This window comes from Mesotoga sp. BH458_6_3_2_1, assembly GCF_003664995.1.
Lineage (GTDB): Bacteria > Thermotogota > Thermotogae > Petrotogales > Kosmotogaceae > Mesotoga.
In genome coordinates this window covers 77,406-96,488 of record NZ_JFHL01000005.1, presented here as the reverse complement: position 1 = coordinate 96,488, position 19,083 = coordinate 77,406, and the positions used below count along the sequence as shown (strand labels likewise).

At 46.7% G+C, this 19,083-nt stretch carries 22 protein-coding genes; 7 read left to right on the top strand and 15 right to left on the bottom strand.

Annotated features, from left to right (window positions below; genetic code table 11):
* Positions 1–31: 31 nt before the first annotated feature.
* The 10 genes from trxB to rpsF form a co-directional block, all read right to left on the bottom strand.
* Positions 32–991, bottom strand: a complete 960-nt coding sequence (gene trxB, locus Y697_RS04435; RefSeq protein WP_121550474.1) for a thioredoxin-disulfide reductase — start codon at positions 989–991, stop codon at positions 32–34.
* A gap of 11 nt (positions 992–1,002) precedes the next feature.
* Positions 1,003–1,647, bottom strand: coding sequence for a protein disulfide oxidoreductase (gene pdo, locus Y697_RS04430; protein ID WP_121550473.1), 645 nt, complete (start codon positions 1,645–1,647; stop codon positions 1,003–1,005).
* Between the two features lie 62 nt (positions 1,648–1,709).
* Positions 1,710–2,207 (bottom strand): hypothetical protein, encoded by a 498-nt coding sequence (locus Y697_RS04425; protein WP_259462307.1) that lies wholly within the window; start codon positions 2,205–2,207, stop codon positions 1,710–1,712.
* Between the two features lie 59 nt (positions 2,208–2,266).
* On the bottom strand, positions 2,267–3,199 hold the full coding sequence (locus tag Y697_RS04420; protein ID WP_014730683.1) for an SPFH domain-containing protein: 933 nt from the start codon (positions 3,197–3,199) through the stop codon (positions 2,267–2,269).
* Between the two features lie 21 nt (positions 3,200–3,220).
* The gene (locus tag Y697_RS04415) at positions 3,221–3,664 is read right to left on the bottom strand and encodes an NfeD family protein (RefSeq protein ID WP_121550471.1); all 444 of its coding nucleotides are present in this window, start codon (positions 3,662–3,664) and stop codon (positions 3,221–3,223) included.
* Between the two features lie 33 nt (positions 3,665–3,697).
* On the bottom strand, positions 3,698–4,549 hold the full coding sequence (locus Y697_RS04410; protein WP_014730681.1) for an MBL fold metallo-hydrolase: 852 nt from the start codon (positions 4,547–4,549) through the stop codon (positions 3,698–3,700).
* A gap of 1 nt (position 4,550) precedes the next feature.
* The gene (rplI, locus tag Y697_RS04405) at positions 4,551–5,006 is read right to left on the bottom strand and encodes a 50S ribosomal protein L9 (protein WP_014730680.1); all 456 of its coding nucleotides are present in this window, start codon (positions 5,004–5,006) and stop codon (positions 4,551–4,553) included.
* Between the two features lie 50 nt (positions 5,007–5,056).
* Positions 5,057–5,290 (bottom strand): 30S ribosomal protein S18, encoded by a 234-nt coding sequence (rpsR, locus tag Y697_RS04400; RefSeq protein ID WP_014730679.1) that lies wholly within the window; start codon positions 5,288–5,290, stop codon positions 5,057–5,059.
* A 15-nt stretch (positions 5,291–5,305) separates the two neighbouring features.
* Positions 5,306–5,767, bottom strand: a complete 462-nt coding sequence (locus tag Y697_RS04395; RefSeq protein WP_014730678.1) for a single-stranded DNA-binding protein — start codon at positions 5,765–5,767, stop codon at positions 5,306–5,308.
* A gap of 3 nt (positions 5,768–5,770) precedes the next feature.
* Complete coding sequence (gene rpsF, locus Y697_RS04390) at positions 5,771–6,244, bottom strand: 30S ribosomal protein S6 (RefSeq protein ID WP_121550470.1); 474 nt, start codon at positions 6,242–6,244, stop codon at positions 5,771–5,773.
* Between the two features lie 232 nt (positions 6,245–6,476).
* Between rpsF and Y697_RS04385 the strand changes: the two genes are divergently transcribed.
* Both Y697_RS04385 and Y697_RS04380 read left to right on the top strand, forming a co-directional pair.
* Entirely contained in the window at positions 6,477–6,950 is a 474-nt protein-coding gene (locus Y697_RS04385; protein ID WP_121550469.1) for a flavodoxin domain-containing protein, read from the top strand.
* 57 nt (positions 6,951–7,007) lie between these two features.
* The gene (locus tag Y697_RS04380; protein ID WP_014730675.1) at positions 7,008–7,409 is read left to right on the top strand and encodes an FMN-binding protein; all 402 of its coding nucleotides are present in this window, start codon (positions 7,008–7,010) and stop codon (positions 7,407–7,409) included.
* Positions 7,410–7,427: 18 nt separating this feature from the next.
* Here the strand turns inward: Y697_RS04380 and Y697_RS04375 are convergent, their stop codons facing one another.
* The 4 genes from Y697_RS04375 to Y697_RS04360 all read right to left on the bottom strand — a co-directional run bounded on the left by Y697_RS04375 (position 7,428) and on the right by Y697_RS04360 (position 11,931).
* Positions 7,428–8,258, bottom strand: a complete 831-nt coding sequence (locus Y697_RS04375) for a carbohydrate ABC transporter permease (protein ID WP_014730674.1) — start codon at positions 8,256–8,258, stop codon at positions 7,428–7,430.
* A gap of 16 nt (positions 8,259–8,274) precedes the next feature.
* The gene (locus tag Y697_RS04370; RefSeq protein ID WP_259462306.1) at positions 8,275–9,081 is read right to left on the bottom strand and encodes a carbohydrate ABC transporter permease; all 807 of its coding nucleotides are present in this window, start codon (positions 9,079–9,081) and stop codon (positions 8,275–8,277) included.
* A 141-nt stretch (positions 9,082–9,222) separates the two neighbouring features.
* Complete coding sequence (locus tag Y697_RS04365) at positions 9,223–10,518, bottom strand: ABC transporter substrate-binding protein (RefSeq protein WP_121550590.1); 1,296 nt, start codon at positions 10,516–10,518, stop codon at positions 9,223–9,225.
* Positions 10,519–10,800: 282 nt separating this feature from the next.
* Positions 10,801–11,931, bottom strand: a complete 1,131-nt coding sequence (locus Y697_RS04360) for an MFS transporter (protein ID WP_121550468.1) — start codon at positions 11,929–11,931, stop codon at positions 10,801–10,803.
* A gap of 72 nt (positions 11,932–12,003) precedes the next feature.
* Here Y697_RS04360 and Y697_RS04355 point away from each other — a divergent pair, with 72 nt between their 5' ends.
* The gene (locus Y697_RS04355; protein WP_121550467.1) at positions 12,004–12,930 is read left to right on the top strand and encodes a glycerophosphodiester phosphodiesterase family protein; all 927 of its coding nucleotides are present in this window, start codon (positions 12,004–12,006) and stop codon (positions 12,928–12,930) included.
* Between the two features lie 127 nt (positions 12,931–13,057).
* On the opposite strand, the gene Y697_RS04350 is transcribed toward Y697_RS04355, so the two are convergent.
* Complete coding sequence (locus tag Y697_RS04350; RefSeq protein WP_121550466.1) at positions 13,058–13,981, bottom strand: ABC transporter ATP-binding protein; 924 nt, start codon at positions 13,979–13,981, stop codon at positions 13,058–13,060.
* Between the two features lie 214 nt (positions 13,982–14,195).
* On the opposite strand from Y697_RS04350, the gene Y697_RS04345 reads away from it, so the two are divergent.
* Genes Y697_RS04345 through Y697_RS04330 form a run of 4 tightly spaced genes read left to right on the top strand, consistent with a single transcriptional unit; the run spans position 14,196 to position 19,075 of the window.
* Positions 14,196–15,401, top strand: a complete 1,206-nt coding sequence (locus Y697_RS04345) for a YgeY family selenium metabolism-linked hydrolase (RefSeq protein ID WP_183083706.1) — start codon at positions 14,196–14,198, stop codon at positions 15,399–15,401.
* A 16-nt stretch (positions 15,402–15,417) separates the two neighbouring features.
* Positions 15,418–16,407 carry an ornithine carbamoyltransferase gene (locus tag Y697_RS04340; RefSeq protein ID WP_121550464.1) on the top strand — a complete coding sequence of 330 codons (990 nt, stop codon included), beginning with the start codon at positions 15,418–15,420 and terminating at the stop codon, positions 16,405–16,407.
* Positions 16,404–17,786, top strand: coding sequence for a dihydroorotase family protein (locus Y697_RS04335; RefSeq protein WP_121550463.1), 1,383 nt, complete (start codon positions 16,404–16,406; stop codon positions 17,784–17,786). The genes Y697_RS04340 and Y697_RS04335 overlap by 4 nt, the downstream gene beginning before the upstream one ends.
* The gene (locus Y697_RS04330; RefSeq protein WP_121550462.1) at positions 17,777–19,075 is read left to right on the top strand and encodes an amidohydrolase family protein; all 1,299 of its coding nucleotides are present in this window, start codon (positions 17,777–17,779) and stop codon (positions 19,073–19,075) included. Before Y697_RS04335 ends, Y697_RS04330 begins: the two co-directional genes overlap by 10 nt.
* The last annotated feature ends 8 nt before the right edge of the window (positions 19,076–19,083 follow it).

The following is a 19,083-nucleotide window of genomic DNA, read 5'->3' as shown; positions in this document are numbered from 1 at the left end:
TTTTCTTTTATACAATGGAATCTAAGTCTATTCAGTCATTGAAATAGTTTCTTGCCGCGTGATAAATCGCTATTGCTCCATCGGCGGCCGCGGTAACGATCTGCCGAACTTCCTTCTCTCTTACATCTCCTATTGCATAGACGCCTTTCGTTCTTGTCTCCATAAAATCATCGGCCTTTATGTATCCAAACTCATTCATTTCGAGCTTTCCCTTGAGGAACTGGGTGTTTGGAATCAAACCTATGAACACGAAGATTCCATCGACCCCCAACGAAGTTGTCTCACTGCTGTTGACATCCTTGATGTTTACCTTTCTGACTTGTGAATCACCTTCAACCGAATCCACAACAGAACTGTATATGTACTCGACCTTCCCAGTATCGTTCAGTTTCGTCTGCAGAAGTCTGTCGGCCGTTAGCTTCGGGAGATTTTGAATCACGGTTATTTTGCTCACCATTTTGCTCAAGTAGAGTGATTCGTCAAGAGCGCTGTTTCCGCCGCCAATGACCGCAATGTGCTTGTCGGAGAAAAAGTGACCGTCACAAGTCGCACAGTAGCTGATCCCTCTGCCCTTGAACTCCTCTTCGCCTTTCACGCCGAGCTTTCTGGGATTTGATCCTGTAGCCACTATTATTACCCTGGACTTTATTCTCTTTCCGTTGTCAAGGACCACTGCCTTCTCGAGTCCATTGGTTTCGATATCTACAACCTCCGCATATACGAAGGGAACATCGAAGGCTCTCGCATGGTCGGCCATCTTTTCGCTCAGTTCCATTCCGCTGATGGTTGTGAACCCGGTCCAGTTCTCTACAGTCTGTGTGTTGTTCATTTGACCGCCGTCGAGCGCTTTCTCTACAATTATTGGTTTCAGACCGGCCTGGACGGCGTATATTCCTGCAGTAATTCCCCCCGGACCGCCTCCAATAATCGTGACATCGTAATACTCTTTCAAATCGGCTTTCTTCGCGCTTCCGAGTTCGAAGAACGACATTTTACGCCTCCTTAAACGGCCTTCATTACTTGATCAACAAACTGCCCTTCGGGATAAGCTCCGACAAACGTCACCTTATCGTTGATAACGATCTGCGGAACGGATGAGACACCGTACTTCTTTGATAGTTCCTGGAACTCGTTTGCCTCGACCATGTAGGCCGTCACATTCTCATTGACCATCGCGATATTATGCGCCGTAAGAACTGCTTTCGGGCAGTAAGGGCATGTGGTGGTTACAAAGACCTTTATATCTACTGGAGAGCTAATCGTTTCAATCTTTTTTATGGACTCTTCAGACAACTCGGGAATGGCTCCCTTGGAAAACGAGACGATATTCTGCAAAAGCGAGCCAAATTCGTGACCCGCAGGTATGCCCAAGAACCTTACGCCCTTGTCGTCTCCGTCGGGAGTGAGAAGAATTATGCTGGGAGCCAATTCAACACTGTATTTCTCTGCCATTTCAGAATCCAACTCATGAACCTCATAGCTGATCTTTGCTTCGAGTTCCGAGAGCTCCTGTAGCATCTGCTCGGCAGTCGAGCAGTAATCGCAGTTTTTCTCACTCTTGAAGAGCAGGGCTTTCACAGAACCTTCCATGTTGCTGAAAATCTCCTTCACTTGCTTGGTTATGTTATCTGGCAATAGCTTCGCCATGACTATCCCTCCTTAGGACTCAATAATTGTATACCCTATAGGGGTATCATAACACCTGTATATTACTCTTCCTTTGACAACTTGTTTACAGAATTGTCTCCGAACCATCTGCTGATTCCCACAACCATGCAGATGACCATAAAAAGCAGCATAATCTTCAACCATTCACCTGGATAGAAGTACTTGAAATGAACAGACATGAGTTTTATAGCGGTAGCGATAGCTGAAAATGTAAAGACGCAGTCGACCAACTTCCATTTCCCCTGCAATAGGAGATAGTTCTTGAAGAATTCCTGCCGAGTATATCCCATGGAGAGAAAAAGCATCCTGAAAGTGTCATCATATCTGGAAGTATGTTTTCCCAGTGATCCATACACGTAAAGATACGCAATGAAGAAGATGGCAACGTTCAGGAGTCTGTCGTTGCGCGCAAAGACAATATTGGCCAAGAATATTACACCACTGGCGAAGGCAACATTCATGAACAGCAGAAAGAAGGTCGGTTTCCTTATTTGACGCTGAAATGCAAAAACCGAGGCCACCGACAAGACGGTGGCCAACAGAGTAATAATTATGACGCTGAAAAGGACGTGAAGAGTCTCACTAATCAGCAATCAGATCACTTCTTGCTTTCCTTCTCATTAACACTTGAACTATCTTTCCCATCCTTGAAGATTTCCGCCATAGAACCTAATGAGCTAAGCATTGCACTGCTCTCGAATGGTAAGAAGACCTTGTTTGCTTTGCCGTCGGCAATCTGCTTCAAGGCGTCAAGATACCTGATGGCAATTACGTCCTTTGTGGGATCTCCCTCATGAATTGCCTTGAAGACATTGATCGTTGCATTTGCCTGACCCTCGGCCTCAGCTATCAGTTTGAACTTGTTGGCTTCCGCCACTCTCTTTATCGATTCACTCTGGCCTTCGGCCTGAAGAATCGCCGACATCTTGTCACCTTCGGCCTTGGTTATCTCTGACTGTTTGTAACCCTCTGCTTCAAGAATGACTGCTCTCTTGGTTCTTTCGGCTTTCATCTGCTTGGACATGGCATCCATAATATCTTGAGGCGGATCGATCTTCTTGATCTCGACCCTGGTAACCTTGACGCCCCATTTGTCCGTAGCTTCGTCCAGGACCTCTCTCAGAGTAACGTTGATCCTTTCTCTGGAAGTAAGCGTCTGGTCAAGTTCCATTTCTCCGATTACGTTCCTGAGGTTTGTCTGAGCCAGTTTGATTGCGGCAATCTCGAAGTTCGAGACGTTATACACAACTCTAAATGCGTCGGTTATCTGATAGTAGATAATCGCGTCGACAGTTACCACGACATTGTCCTTGGTTATAACCTCCTGAGGAGGAACATCTATTACGGTCTCTCTCAGATCTACCTTTACCATTCTTTCGATAAAGGGAATAATGAACTGAAGACCCGGATTAGCATCTCTTCTGTACTTTCCAAGTCTCTCGACAAGTCCCTTTTCGAAAGGACGAATGATCTTTATTCCTGAAGCTGCAATGATGAAGATTACTGCTGCAAGTATCAACCAAAAAACCATTGTTAATCCCCCTTTCTATCGTTATTTACTTTCGTCGGCTATTCTCTCGACGTAGATCAGAGTGCCTTCAAGTCTCGTCACCCTGACCAAAGAGTCAACCGGTATTGTTTCGCCATTTAACGAGGCCGCTCTCCAGTCCTCTCCTTCTATCCTGACCAATCCCTTTTCCAGCTGAGGATTTATCTCCACAGTTACGCGTCCTCTTGAGCCTACGAGACCGTCTATGTACATCTTTTTTGGCGAATCGCCTTTGGAAAGTTTCCTGGCAATTGGTCTTGTGAGAAGAACAAGCAAAGTGCTGCTTAATGCAAATACAAGTACCTGCCAGCCAAGGCTAAAAGAAAACATTGCCGCAAGACCTGCGAGAAAGGAACCGATCGAAAACCACAGAAAGAAGAACGTAGGAGTAAGTATCTCTGCCACGAGTAAGACAACACCAAAAATCATCCAGCCTATGTAACCCATTCTTTACCTCCTCCCGGAGTACACAGAACAGCCTTACAATTCGAAAACATGTTCCGGGTGAACAAGAAAAACCTCAGTTCCGGTACCTTCCAACTCCTTCTTGATAATATTATGCCATTTTTTTATCTTCGAGGTGTATCGCCCCGATATATGATACAATATCAGTCTCTTAATCCCGCTGCTCTGCCTCACTGTACAGATGACTTCGTCTATACTGGAATGGTTCTGATTTCTTCTGTCTTTTCCGACGAGAAATGTGCACTCATGAAGGAGAGTCTCTGAGTTACTAATGACTTCCGGCGGGAGAGCGAATGTGTCGCCACTAATAGTCACGATTTTTTGAAGATAGGTATCAGTAATAGCTTCTCTGCCTTTCTCTTTTACGACACTGGCGATTTCTTTTGAAGGAAGACCGCCGTAGATATCTTTCAACTTCCTTCTTTCTTCATAGACGTGATAACCATAACTGATTTCGCCAATCGTGTGCTTCACTTTGAAGGGGGTGACGTGCCTTCTGAAACTGCCCGCCGTTCTTAGATATACTTCATCCCCAACGTTCAGCGGGTTCAGTATCATGTTGTATCTAAGCCTGGGATTCATTCCAATAATGAAATCCAAATAAGCTTCTATGGCTCGATTGCCCGAAGGGAAATTAATCCTCAACTGCTTATTGCGGTCTCCCATAGCCGTGTTTCTTGTATTGATAAGACCCCAAAGGCCCGAAATATGATCGACGTGCCCGTGAGTAAGAAAGATGTCTTTTATAGCATATACGCTGTTTCCAAGAACAGTCGATATACCCTCTCCCACATCGAAGAGGACCCTTTCGGGTCTATATAGAATCCATGTAGAATAGAGCGCCTTCGAGAATATCTGAAACTCCAAATTATTCTTCCTCCAGGCCTTCGACTTTCAAAGCGATCTTTCCCTTTACATTGCCTGGAAGCTTGACATCCACTTTGTATTCACCAGTCTGTTTGATGTGATCCTCTAGATCAATTTCTCTCTTATCGATATCAACGCCTATTACGGACCTTATATGGTTGGAAATATCTCCCGAGGTCACGGCTCCAAATAGCTTGCCGCTCACGCCTGATTTTGCTTTTATTGTGAAGTGATGCTTTTGAAGCTCATGAAGCAGCTCCTCGCTCGCCTTCCTTATCCTTTCTTCCTTTTCTTCCTTCTGTTTCTGCGTCTGCTTAAGTTTCGCCATCTCTTTGGCATTGGCTTCAACCGCAAAACCCTTAGGAATCAGGAAGTTTCTACCGTAACCGTCCGACACATTCTTCACTTCACCGGCTTTTCCAACGTTACTTAAGTCTTTGAGAAGAATCACCTTCATAGAAAACCTCCTTTAAAAAAAGGGAGGCTCTTCGCCTCCCGAATTGATTATTACTCTTTAGTGTAAGGAAGCAGCGCCATGAATCTCGCCCTCTGAATCGCTTCCTTCACCATCCTCTGGTGTTTGGCGCAGTTTCCGGTAATACGCTTTGGAATTATCTTGCCCTTCTCTGTCACATAATCACGGAGCAAAGAGATATTCTTATAATCAATGTATGTCGTCTTTGTACCGCAGAGTCTGCACTTTCTTCTGCTTCTTCCTCTTCTTCTGTTATCTCTTACCATAATCTTCCTCCTACATTAAAATGGGATATCGTCGCTCCCGGAGTCTTCTGTCTCACTTCCAAAGAAAGTAATGTCATCGTTTCCAGTGGCTTCAATCACACCGGTATCCTGCGACGGTCTGTCAAAACCTCCGGAAGACTGTTGGGCCTGGGCTTTGGTTTCCATGAACCGAATATTGGAAGCCGCGACTTCCGCGTTCGATCTTGGTTCCCCATCCTGGGTCTTCCACTTGTTGATTCTCAAAGAACCCTCAACAAGTATCAGTCTGCCTTTGGTTATGTAGTTTCCAACAAACTCAGCCGTCTTGCCAAAAGTTACAATCCTAATGAAATCAGTGTTGTCATTGTTAGACGATGGAATATTCCTATCTACCGCAAGAGTGAATGTGGTTATCTGGGTACCGCTTGCGGCAAACTTGATCTCAGGATCGCGAGTAAGCCTACCTATCAGGACAACATGATTGTAGCTAATAGACATTTTTTACTCCTCCGTCTGCTTTACTTCTTCAACCGTCTCGGTTTCCACACCGGCCGCTTCATCAGAGCTATCTTCTACAACGGTCTCGGCCGCTGCTTCAACACTCTCCACTACCTCAACAGTCTCCGGTTCTTCAACTGTTTCAGCCGGTTTCAGCGAGGCCTTCTTTTCCGCCTTCTCAAGATCCTCTCTCCTGAAGGTCTGCCACCTGAAAACATCGGGTGTAATACCGAAGAATCTCTCAAGAATGTCTAGAGTTTCGGGTTCGGCCCTGAACTGAACTACCGTGTAGTCACCTTCACTGAAGCCCTTTGCAACTCTGTAAGCGAGCTTTCTAATACCCCATCTGTCGAACTTTTCGATGGTTCCTCCGACTCGTTCAACAATGTAGTCTCTTACCTTTTCAGCCATCGCATTACGCTCTTCTTCATCTAGCTTTGGCGAGACTATGAACATCGTTTCGTAAATCCTCTTCATTAACTTCCTCCTCCCTTGGACTGTGGCTTTGCCTTATGTGGCAAAGCGGGATTTCAACGCATAGAATTATAACACAATGCCAGAATTCTTCAAGAGCGGCCGCCTGAAAAATGCTTTCTCAAAGAGAATACGGAACACAGTTTTCATTTACATAACCACAATCACCAATATCTCATATAATGTAAACTGAAAAAGCTATATCATCGTGATGGGTGATAAAAGGAGGTGCAGCATGAAAACCGCAATCATCTACGCAACGAGAAGTGGAACAGCCGAAAAGTGCTCGGCAAAAATCTCTGAAATGCTCTCCGGCGAAAGTACCGTCGTCAACATCAAGAAGGTCTCTTCGCCAGATCTATCTGGATATGATTCAGTTATCGTTGGAGCTTCCATCAGAATCGGAAAAGTACAGAAAGAGATTTCCGAGTTCGTACAGAAAAACCTCGAAACGCTTAAGGCAAAGCGCCTGGGTGTGTTCCTTTGTATGGGTGCTGGAGAAGAGAACTTCAACGAGTACTTGTCCCAAAACTTCCCGAAGGAATTTCTCGACAAATGCAAAGCTAAAGGTTTCTTTGGAGGTGAGTTTAATCTAGAGAGACTGGGATTCCTTTCAAAAATGATGTTGAAAGCCGCCTCAAAGGGTAAGCCACAGCCCCATATCATCCCGGGTAATATTGACAGATTTGTCAAAGACTTTGAGGATTAGTCGGCTCATCTGTTTTTGGAGACATCCAGTAACGACTACATTTCAGGAGGAAAGAAAATGAAGGGAAGGACCCTTATAAAAGTACTTGTCACGGTTGGAATTCTCATAGCAGCCCTGTTAATAATTATGTTTGCATTTGTCGTTCCAAAACTCGAAGCCGGACTGAAAGAACTGGACACACTCGAATTTGCACCGCTCAATCTCTCTGAGCTGGATGACGGGTATTACGAGGGCAGCTTCGGGGCCGGAATAGTGAGTGCAACTGTAAGAGTAGCAGTATCTGGGCATGAAATCAAATCAATTGAGATCGTCAAGCACAATAACGGCAGAGGAAAGCCCGCGGAAGCGATCACAGCATCGGTTATCGAAAACCAGTCTGTCGAGGTGGATGTAATCTCCGGGGCGACCTACAGCAGTAAGGTAATTCTAAAGGCGATCGAAAATGCCCTGAACAGATAGGAGAAGGTCGGTGTAGATCTACTTCTCTTCTTTCAGGCTGAATCCTTCCATAAAGGTTTTCTGGAACAATAACAGCATAATCAACGGAGGGACCATAGCGATTATTGCTCCCGCCATAATAATGTTCCACTCCGCTGCCTGAGCCTCACTGGCCAGAAGCATTTTTATTCCTATCTGAACAACCCTCATGTTGTTGCTGTTGGTAACAATCATCGGCCACAGGTACTCGTTCCACATATATGTGAATTCAATCAGAAATAGTGCTCCGACATTAGTCTTCGAAAGAGGTATGAGAACATTGAACAAGAACCTCATCGGTCCCGCCCCGTCGATCCTCGCCGCATCTGAAAGAGAAGAGGGAACGGTCATGAACAGTTGCCGGAAGAGAAGCGTGCCTGTTGCGCTGGCAAAAAAGGGAATTGTAAGCGCTCGATAAGTGTTGACCCAGCCGAATGTTCTCATCAGTTCATAAGTCGGCACGATTCTGATCGGAAGCGGCAGCATGTGGGTTATCAGTATAACTGCAAAAAAGAAGTACTTTCCTTTGAAATTGCCGAAATAGGTGAAAGCAAAGGCAGCGAGCATCGAAAGAAATATCTTTGCAAGTGCCACGGTAATTGAAATGAATGCGCTGTTGAAGATCAATCTTCCCATATTCACGGTCTTCCAGGCCGTTGCAAAGTTATCGACAGCGTGGATGCTTGGAATGAACTTGGGAGGGAATGAGTAGGCTTCCTTTTCGTCGAATGTGCTCATGGTGAAGGCGTAGTAAATCGGAAACATTATTACTACGAGCGCTATTGTCAGAAAGAGATAGCTCAGAAAGATCGATGATTTCCTCTGCTTCATCTAGCTCACCCCACCGTCATCCATAGAAGACCTTTTGCTCGGCAAACCTGAACTGCACAACCGTCAAGATGGCAACAAAAATGAAGAGTACTATTGACTGCGCTGATGCGAAACCGGTATCGAGGTTTATAAATCCGTCTCTGTACAACTTGTAAACCAGCACTTGCGTTGCGTCGCCAGGGCCGCCCTTCGTCATTATGTCGATCAGTCCGAAGACCTGAAAAAAGGCGTACAGCGTGTTCATAATCAGCAGAAAGAAAGTGGTCGGCGACAACAACGGAATAGTGATCTTGAAGAATCTGCGAAGGCTCGATGCGCCATCTATTGCAGAAGCCTCCATCAATTCTTGAGGAATTGTTTGGAGTCCTGACAGGAAAAAGATAATATTGTAACCGAGCATTTTCCACGAAGCTGCAATGATTACCGCAACGAGGGCAACTTTCCCATCCATCATCCAGTTAACGTTTGCTCCGAAGATCGCCTTCAGCAAAAACGTGATCGGCCCGCTCGAAGGGCTGAACATCAGTGCCCAGATCGTACCCGCAACGGCCGGTGAAATCGCATAAGTCCAGATGAAAAGAGTTCGATATACTTGCAGCCCCTTCAGCTTTTGATTGAGAAGTACTGAAAGCAACATTCCCAGAGTCAGACCGATCAGTACGACGAAAACCGCAAAAACAAGCGTGATTACGAGGCTGTCAATGTAATCTGAAGATTTGAAGAGCTTGGAGAAATTATACCAGCCCACGAATATCAGCCTGTCACCAAAAGGAGATACCCTGAAGAAACTCAAATACAGCGACTGAATAGTTGGAACAATCAAAAAGATGATGACCACGACCACCGAAGGTAGAAGTAGCAAGTAGGGTAAGAACCTGTTTGGAAAACGACTATGCATGCTTTATCACCGTCCGAAAAATACTAAAGATCCCCTGACATCTCTGTCAGGGGATCCAGAAGAAAATTACTTGCCGTAGATCAATGTGTATTCTTCAAGAGTAGTGTTCGTTTTTTCTGCCGCGTCATCGAGGATTCTCTTTGCCTCTCCCTCGTAATCACTTCCCGTGTACTGAATTGCGTTTTCGATAGCACCGTCGACAATATCCCTTATTGCAACGAAATTCCCTAGCCTTACTCCCTGTGCTTCGGGAATTCTCGTTCCCGAAAGAATCTGCAGGAAGGCCGTAAGGTGATTTGGATTTTCGGCAAACCAACCTTCATCCATGAGTTTCTTGACTGCGCTATTGGTTGCTGGGAAGTAGCCCGTCGACTTATGCCACTCGGCAGTAACTTCAGTCTTCATAAGGTACTGGAAGAATTTCCAGATCGCCTCATACTCTTCGTCTGTATGGTCCTTCATTACCCACAGGGTCGCTCCGCCAATGACAGAGTTTCCCTTTGGATAGCCTGGCATAACCGGCAGGAAGGTTGTTCCCATTTCGAAATCGGCCTTCGACTCGATAGAACTTACCGACGATGTCGACTGAATCAACATGGCAACCTGCTTGGTCAGGAAGGCCTGGTTGGCATCGTACTCCCTGCCACCGTACATGAAGACTTTCGCCTGAGCCCACTTTATCCATTCCGCAAGGACCTTGACACCAAAAGCATCGTTGAAATAAACCTCCGTTGCCTTGCCGACTCTGCCGTTTTCATTGTTCGCGTAGAACTGGCCATGAACCGAATGTGTCTGCTCAAAGACCCAAGCCGGCCAACCAAAGGAAATTCCGCCCTGTGCGGCTCCCGATTCTACGATTGTTCTTCCCATTTCGTAGAGTTCATCAAAAGTCGAAGGGGGCTTGTTGGGATCGAGTCCGGCTGCTCTGAAGATATCCTTGTTGTAATAGAGAATTGCGCTTGAAGAGTTGAAAGGCATTGAATAGAGCTGGTCGCCTACTGTGTAATAATCGAGGATAGGGCCAATCACGTCTCCCCAATCAAAATCGGGACCGGAAAGCTCAAAGACCGGTTTGATAGCGTTACTGTCCAACATGGTCTGAAGACCGACCTCGTAAACCTGAACGATGTGAGGCTGATCTCCCGCTCGATATGAAGCTATAGCCTTGGTAAGAGTCTCGGCATACGAGCCAGTGAACTGAGCAATTACCTCAATGCCGGGATTTTCGGCATTGAAACCTTCGATAATCGCATCGACTGCACCCAACCTGCTACCGCTCATAGCGTGCCAGAAATTGATAGTGGTCTTTCCAAAAGCAAAGACAGACAAACACAGAAGAACCAGTACAAGAAGCTTTTTCATACAGAACCCTCCCTTTTCAGAAATTGAAAACGGCAGAATACCGCAGTAATTATAACACCGAGTGCTCCCGCTCAAGAAGCTCCCTGAGAAGCCAACAGAATCGGATATCGCTCGCCAGACCCAGGATATCGCTTCTTTCTCGTTCTTTGAAAAGATAGGATCACTCACGAATTCCTTCGAAAGACTGACCCGTTATTCAATCTTGAGATTGCTTCCATCTGTCATTAGAAGCAATGAATCGCTGTTCTGAGAGAAAGTCCAAAATACCCGGACCCAGAAGCTTCATCCAGAATTAGATCGTGATCTTCGAAACGATAAGTAAACGATCGTCATAATGATTGCTGATAAGAGCCCGACATATCCAAAGAACCTGAAGGCAAAGAAGACTGAGAATGCGTCGATAATTATTCCCCCTCCTATTGATCCTACGATGAAGGTCAGTCCCGACCTTACAATCCAGAAGACACTTTGAGCGAAAATTTGCTGCCTGCCAGAAAGCCCGTAATGGATGAAGTGAAAAAGCGAGTAATACATTAGAATATACGTTAAACCGTGCAACGACTCCACCAAATAGAGCGCGTAAACGTTCGTCGCGAAGGAGACGAGGATCATCCTGACTCCAATTACCGCCATACCGAATAGCAGGATCTTCATACTGCCAATTCTTTCGATTATCCTGTCGGCGACCAGCAGGAAGGGAATCTCAGAAAGAGCGGTAATTGCGAAGACAATTCCAACGACCGAAGGGTCCATCCCGTTCTGCCTTGTGAAGACCGCAATGAAGGAATTATGGAAGGAGTTCAACGTAATACCAAAGAACATTCCGATAGTCATCATAGAAAACTGAAGAAGGGAACCTGCACCGGCAGAGCTTTCAGTGGCTTCTGTTCTCGATGCGTCCGACTTTTTCTTGAGAAATATCGGTGAGAAGGCCAGAACCACGGATGTGGCCGCAAATAACCAGAAGAAACTGATTCCGACGACAGTGCTCAGCAACAGAGATGTAGCTGCAAACCCTATCGTGCCGAAAAGCCTCACGCGATCAAAACGGCCTCCGGTCTTCTTGATACTCGTCATTATTATCGAATCACCGAGTGGAACGACTGCCGAAAAGAAAAGAGAGAAGAGGATCATGAAGAGCAGGGACGTCAGGAAATCACTGGCTGCAAAGATCGGCCAGATGCATACGGCTGAAGAGAGAGATACGATATAATAGATTTTGTTCTGACCCAGTCCAGAGCTGATTTTGAACCACAGAGGACTGGAAACTAGCGAGACGACCGGTAGGACCGCCATCAGTATCCCGATTTCTGTCGAGGAAAAACCCGAGATATCGAAATACTGACTAAGCAGATTCTTAGTCGCCAGGCTCGCATAAATTAGAGCTTCAAAGAAGAGAATACTCAGATTCAACGCTATCTACCTCCGCGCAACTAGTGGAAATTATACAACCTGCAATTCAAAAAGACTGAATGGAGTGTGATTATGAGAGTTATCTTGAAATTCACGGCAATTATCGTTCTTCTTTCTATTTCAACGGCACTTTCAGCGACGGCAGAGTTTGATGTGCAGGGGCACCGCGGCTGCAGGGGTCTCATGCCCGAGAATACTATCGCCGCCTTCACGCACGCTCTAGAACTGGGTGTTGACACCATAGAGCTTGACACGGTAGTCACCAAGGACGGTGTCGTCGTGATCAATCATGAAGCCTATCTCAATCCACAGCGGACAAGAAAAGACGGGCAATTCATACGAGAAAAAATACTCATAAAGGACCTCACTTACGAAGAGCTTAGAGAGTTCGACATTGGAAGGCTTAGCGAACCGGAAGACTGGCCCGAGCAGACCCAGCTGGACGGCCAGCGCGTTCCATCACTGAAAGAAGTGCTTTCCCTGGTCGATGAATATAACGATTCACACGGAGAATCCGTTAGGGTAAACATTGAGATCAAACATTTTCCCGATAGGCCTTCAGACACAATCGACCTGAAAGAACATGTTCACAAAGTCCTGGAAATACTTTTGGGAGAAGGCTTTGAGGAGCTAGCGACAATACAGTCCTTCAACTGGGAGGCACTCAAGATTTCGAAGGAACTTGAACCCTCAGTTCAAACTGCCGCTCTTGTGTCGAAAACCAATCTGGACAAGTCAATCTGGACTGCAGGGCTTAGATTGAGGAACTTTGGATTCGACATCGGAAGAATGCTGGCCAGTATAGGTTGCAGCGTAATTTCACCCAGTTACTCGTTGATGACCGACGGCTGGGTGGAGAGCGCTCATCAATCCGGTTTGAAGATTATTCCGTGGACCGTCAATGATCTCCAGGAGATGGAAAGATTGATAGATCTCGGCGTTGACGGAATCATTACCGACTATCCTGATAGGCTTATTGAGCTGGTTTCGAACCGATAGAAAAGCCTTTCTCGTTGAGAAAGGCCTCTCATAAAAACGTTTTACACATCACCATTACTAATTATACATCATTTTGCCGATAATTAGCTCAAACCTCACTTAACAAAGGCAAAGACGCGACGGTAGATTACAGATCGAAAAACCTGGTGATTCTAATGAAGATCGAGTCCATGTCCCTGCACTCAATTGGCAGCATTAACGTGACGTCTTCTCCTCCTAACTTCCCGTTGCAGATGATTCGCTTCGAATCGTAGGGTCCGCAATGCTCTGGATTGAACTCCTCGCCCTGGTCGTCAAGTTCGACGTCCTGAGGTCTGAATGCTCTCCCACCAACTCTGTTTATTCCCATAGTAGAGAAGAGCTCCATGACAAAGAGAGAATTCGGTTCATCATAGATCTCAGTCGGAGAACCTTGTCTCAATACGACTCCGCTATCCATAATAAAGACTCTATCTGCTATGGCCATTGCATCTTCCGGGTCGTTCAGCACTATGAGAACGGACTCCCCAAGCGCCATCAGCATTCTCTTGATCATCGATCTCATCTCTATTCTGATCTTCTTGTCGAGTCTCTCGAATGGTTCATCCAGCATTATTAAATTGAATTTCTTCACCGTTTCTCTCGCAAATGCTGTGAGCTTCTTCATTCCTGCCGGAAGTTCCTTAGGCCAGCGGTCAAGGTAGTCAGACAGGCCATCAAGCTCTCCTGCCCTTTTACTGACCTTGGCATCGGCCTCCCTGTCCTTCATCACCGAGAGAGGAAATGCAATGTTATCGTGAGTATCCATATGAGGAAACAAGGCGTTATCCTGAAACACAAATGCGAGTCCCCTTAGATGCGGTTCCAGAAAGGTCACATCTTCCTCATTAATTGTTACACTTCCAGAGAGCGGCTCTTGGAGTCCGGCAATAGTCCTTAACAATAGCGTTTTGCCGCAGCCGGAAGGTCCTATTAGACCAACAATCTCTCCTTTTTCCACAGAGAGGTCGATAGGGCCGAGATCGAAATTTCCGATTCTGCTACTGAGATCTCTCACTTCGAGAGTTTTCATCTAATCACCTCCCTCTAATGATAATTATATCTATTGTATGTGGCAAAGTTCGCCACCCATGAACTCCCCTCTCAAGAGTCTGCCCAATTCCATCGAAATGATCTGTTTGAGAACCACCGTCAGTCGAGCTATACTATTACTAGAGCGTTAGCCGGTTCTTATGTTGCTTTTCTTTACAATATGCAAGAAGTTATAATGAAGAAAATACTAATGCATGGGAGTGACAAAAGTGTCGAGAGATCTTCTTACCAAGGCTGAATCATACCGCGAGGAACTTACCGAATTTCTTAGAGATCTTGTTAGTATCAAGAGCTTCTCCGCCGGCGAAAGAGAAGTGGTCCAGAGAATTCAAAAAGAGATGGAGAAAGTTGGATTCGATGAAGTCAGGATAGATGGACTGGGGAATATTCTTGGCAGAATAGGATCCGGCAAGAATGTGATTGCAATGGACGCCCACATAGATACCGTCGAAGTTGGAAACGAGAAACTCTGGAAAGTAGATCCCTTCGGCGGAGTGGTCTCTGACGGAGTAATCTACGGAAGGGGAGCTTCAGATCAGAAGGCCGGAATGGCAGCAATGGTCTATGGAGCCAGGATAATGAAAGAAGAGGGTCTTCTGGGAGACTTCACCCTTTACGTTACAGGGACGGTAATGGAAGAGGATTGCGACGGTCTGTGCTGGAGATACATAATCAAGGAAGACGGTATAATACCGGATTATGTCGTCATTACAGAACCGACGAACTTAAACATCTACAGGGGACACAGAGGAAGAATGGAACTTCAAGTGAGAACCTCGGGACTCTCCTGTCACGCGAGCGCTCCCGAGCGAGGAATTAACGCAATATACAAGATGAGCCGAATCATTTCAGAAATCGAGAGACTGAATGAAAGGCTCACGGACGATCCCTTCCTGGGCAAGGGAACGATAGTCGTGACACAGATATTCTTCAAATCCCCTTCGCAGAACGCCGTTGCCGACGAGTGCACTATTCAGATCGACAGGAGGCTGACAGCCGGGGAGACAAAAGAGACGGTTATCAGAGAGCTGCAAGAGGCCGTTCAAATGGCCGGAGAAGAGGCTGAAATTGTCGAACTCTTCTATGAAAGACCTTCCTATACGGGAACCATTTATCCAGTCGAGAAGTATTTCCCGACATGGGTAATGGAAGAGGACAGCGAAATAGTGCGGAAGACGGTAAACACCTACAGAGAAGTTTTCGGAGAGGAGCCTTTCGTTGACAAATGGACATTCTCAACCAACGGAATCGCAACCGCCGGTGTTTTCTCGATCCCAACAATTGGATTTGGCCCTGCAAATGAGATCTTCGCACACAGTCCCGACGATCAATGCCCTGTCGATCATCTGGTAAGGGCGGCGGCTATGTATGCCCTTCTTCCGTTAAGGCTTTCACAATAGATTAGGAGGTAACAAGATGAGTAGTATTTTGAGAGGCAAAGACTTCATTACTACACAGGATTTCAGAAGAACGGAAATTGACCTTATGCTCGATCTATCTTCTGATCTGAAGAGAAGATTCGCAACGAATGATCCCACACCTTTGCTTCCATATCAGACGGTATTCTTGATGTTCTTCGATCAGTCCACCAGAACGCGAAATTCGATGGAAGCGGGAATAACCCAGCTTGGCGGTCATGCTCACTATTTAGATCCTTCAACGATGCAAACGGCTCATGGAGAGGTTCCGCGTGATACGGCCATGATTTTATCGAGATACGGCCACGCCATTGCCGTCAGGCACTGCAAGTTCAAGGCGGGGAATCCTTACCTGAGATCTCTTGCCGAACATGCAGATGTTCCAATTCTCAATCTCCAGGATGACGTCTATCATCCTATGCAGGTTATGGCAGATATGATGACAATTCGAGAGAGATTCGGGACAAACTTGAGCGGACTTAAAGTCGCAATAACCTGGGCCTACGCCGAGAGCCATCTTAAGCCACTTTCCGTTCCGCAGTCCCAGATTCTTCTCTTCACTAGATACGGTATGGACGTGAAGTTAGCATATCCGAAAGGCTTCGATTTGATGCCCGACATAGTTGATCAGGCAAGGCTTAACGCAGAAGAGAGCGGGGCCAGGTTCGATATACTCCACGATATGGATGAGGCATTCAAAGATGCAGATATTGTTATTCCGAAGTCATGGGGAGGATTTTATGTATCGGAAGATCCCCAGGAGATCATGACGGAGGTCAGGAAGAACAAAGACTGGATTTGCACCCCCGAGAGAATGAAGGTTGCAAACAAGAGAGCTGTCTACATGCACGCACTTCCAGCAGATCGAGGACGCGAAGTCGTGGATGAAGTGATCGACGGTCCGCAATCGATCGTAATAGACGAGGCCGAAAACAGACTTCACACCTCCAAGGCGGTCATGGCTCTCACAATGGGTGGAAGACCGTGAGTTACGACCTCGCCCTTGAAAATGGAACTGTCTGTACAGGTGACAGGCTTTTTCCTGCAAATGTCTACGTGACGGGCGAGGAAGTCGCAGTAATATCTTCAATTAGAGAAAAGTTCCCTGCAAGGGAGACCCTGGACTGTTCGGGGTTGTTTTTGCTTCCAGGGTTTATCGATCCCCATGTGCATCTCAGTCTCAATCTGGGAAGATACACTTCCGTCGATGATTTCGATTCGGGATCGGCTCTTGCTCTAAGCGGAGGAGTGACCACTCTGATAGATTTTCTCGATCCCGTCTCCACTCTTTCAGACTTTGAGAAAGCGAAGAAGAGTCGGATGCAGACGGCTGCAGACAGCAGAGTAGATTATGCTTTTCACGTCACGCTTGCCGGGAGTCCCGAATTCTCTGCCAAAGAGATCGCAGAGGCGGCGATAGAGGCCAGAATGCCATCAATAAAGATCTTCACAACTTATAGTTCCTCCAATCGCAGAACGGGCGACGGGATGATTTACAGATTGCTTTCGCTTTCAAGAAAACTGGGATTCGTGCTGCTGGCCCATTCGGAAAACGATGAGATAATCAACGAAATCGCTTCGGATTACAAAAGTTCGACCTTCAGAGAGCTCTCGTCTCTCAGGCCCACCATTAGTGAGCTGTCCGAAGTCGCCAAGCTCGCACTGATTTCGCTCGAGAGAAATGGTCAGCTTTATGTGGTTCATGTTTCGAGCGGAGAGACCACAAGAACTCTCTCTTCAATGGGTGGCGACTGGAGAGATTTCACAAAACTCGAGACCTGTCCACAATATCTTCTTCTGAACAAAGAACCGCTTCAAGGAGAAGAAGGGTACCTCAACACTTACTGCCCCCCGCCCAGGAGCGAGAATGAGCGTCTATTATTAGTTTCTGCTGTGCAAAGGGGCGAGATATCCTCAATCGGAACGGACCACTGTCCCTTCCTAAGCCAGGAAAAATCTGAGAATCGAGCCGAATATTCGAAGATGCCGAACGGCTCGGGATCGCTGGGGCTTTCATTTGCCACTTTAAATACCCTGCTCAGTGGGAATCTTGTGAAAGTCTCTGCCCTTCTTTCAGCTAATCCCGCCAGGATATTCGGTCTCTTTCCAAAAAGAGGGCTCCTGGCTCCCGGTAGCGTGGCCAATATTGCAGTGGTTGACAGAGATGCGGAGATTACCGCGTCGAAATCGCCTTTCACCAGGTCAGACCATTCGCTGTATGAGGGAATGAGGCTCAAGGGCTCCGTTGAAACGGTAATCCACAGAGGAAAGATCGCCTTCAGGGATGGCGATGTGCTGCTTCCAAAGGCTTCAGGATGCTTTATCCAACGTGGACGAGTACGCTGGGGGGAAGGTTCATGCAGATAAACGGTGTTTCGATCTTTACAAATGACGGAGAGTTCATCGAAAGAGGGTACGTGAGAGTTGAAAATGGAGAGATCGTGAAAGTCTCTGCCGGCGATTGCAAGTATGACGGAGAGAATCTCTATTTCGAGGGCAGACTGCTTATGCCGTCACTGGTAAATGCGCATACTCATATCTACTCGACTTTCTCGAGGGGCCTGAGAGTGTCACCCTTCAATCCCTCGTCGTTCACCAAGCTGCTGGAGGACTTGTGGTGGCGACTGGACAGAGCGTTGACTCATGAAGACCTGGAACTTTCTGCGTATGTCGCCGCTATAGAGTCTCTGAAGGGAGGAGTCACGACGCTCTTTGACCACAATTCCTCTCCGAATGCAATTGAGGGTTCTCTTGACAAGATAGCTTCTTCAGTAAATACTGTAGGCCTCAGATATTGCGGAGCCTATGAAGTCTCAGATCGAGACGGACTCGAACGACGGGACAGGGGAATTCGCGAGAACCTGGATTTCGCCAAAGTGAACACAGCCTATAAGAAAGGGATCTTCGGCTTTCACGCTTCTTTCACTCTCTCGAAGGAAACTCTCTCTTTGGCCTCGAAGGAGATAGCCGGAAGGCTTCCGATACACGTTCATGTCGCCGAGGGCCCCGAGGATCAGGAACATACATTTAGCCTTTACGATCAAAGAATACTGGAGCGGTTTCACAGAGCTGGGCTCATGATTCAGAACTCGCTGTATGCGCATTGCATTCACACGACAGCATCTGAAAGAGCTCTCATAAAGGACACGAAAGGCTATATTGTGGTCAACTGTCAATCGAATATCAACAACGGTGTTGGCTTCCCGGAATGGAAGAAGTTCAACGATGAGGGCACTAACTTGCTTATGGGAAACGACGGTTATGGCTTCAATCTCTGCCATGACGCTAGATTCATGATTCTCTGCCCCCACTATGTTCATCGTGATCCGGCAGCGAGCTATTCGGGCGATCTCACTCGTTCGCTTTTTGGCTCTAATTACGATCTCGCAACGAGCGCATTCGGTGTGAATCTCGGGACGATCAGGGAAGGAAGCTCTGCGGACTTCATAATCCTGAACTACCGCAGCCCAACGGAGATCACAGCAGAAAACTTTATGGATCACTTCTTCTTTGGAATCTGCGACAACATTTCGGTAAGCGACGCATTCGTCGCCGGAGAGAGAATACTCGCGGAGGGAAGACCAGCAAGAATCGATGAAGATGTTATATACAAAGAGGCGCGAAGACTATTCAAAGCTTTTGAGAAGAGGTTCTAAGGAGGTGC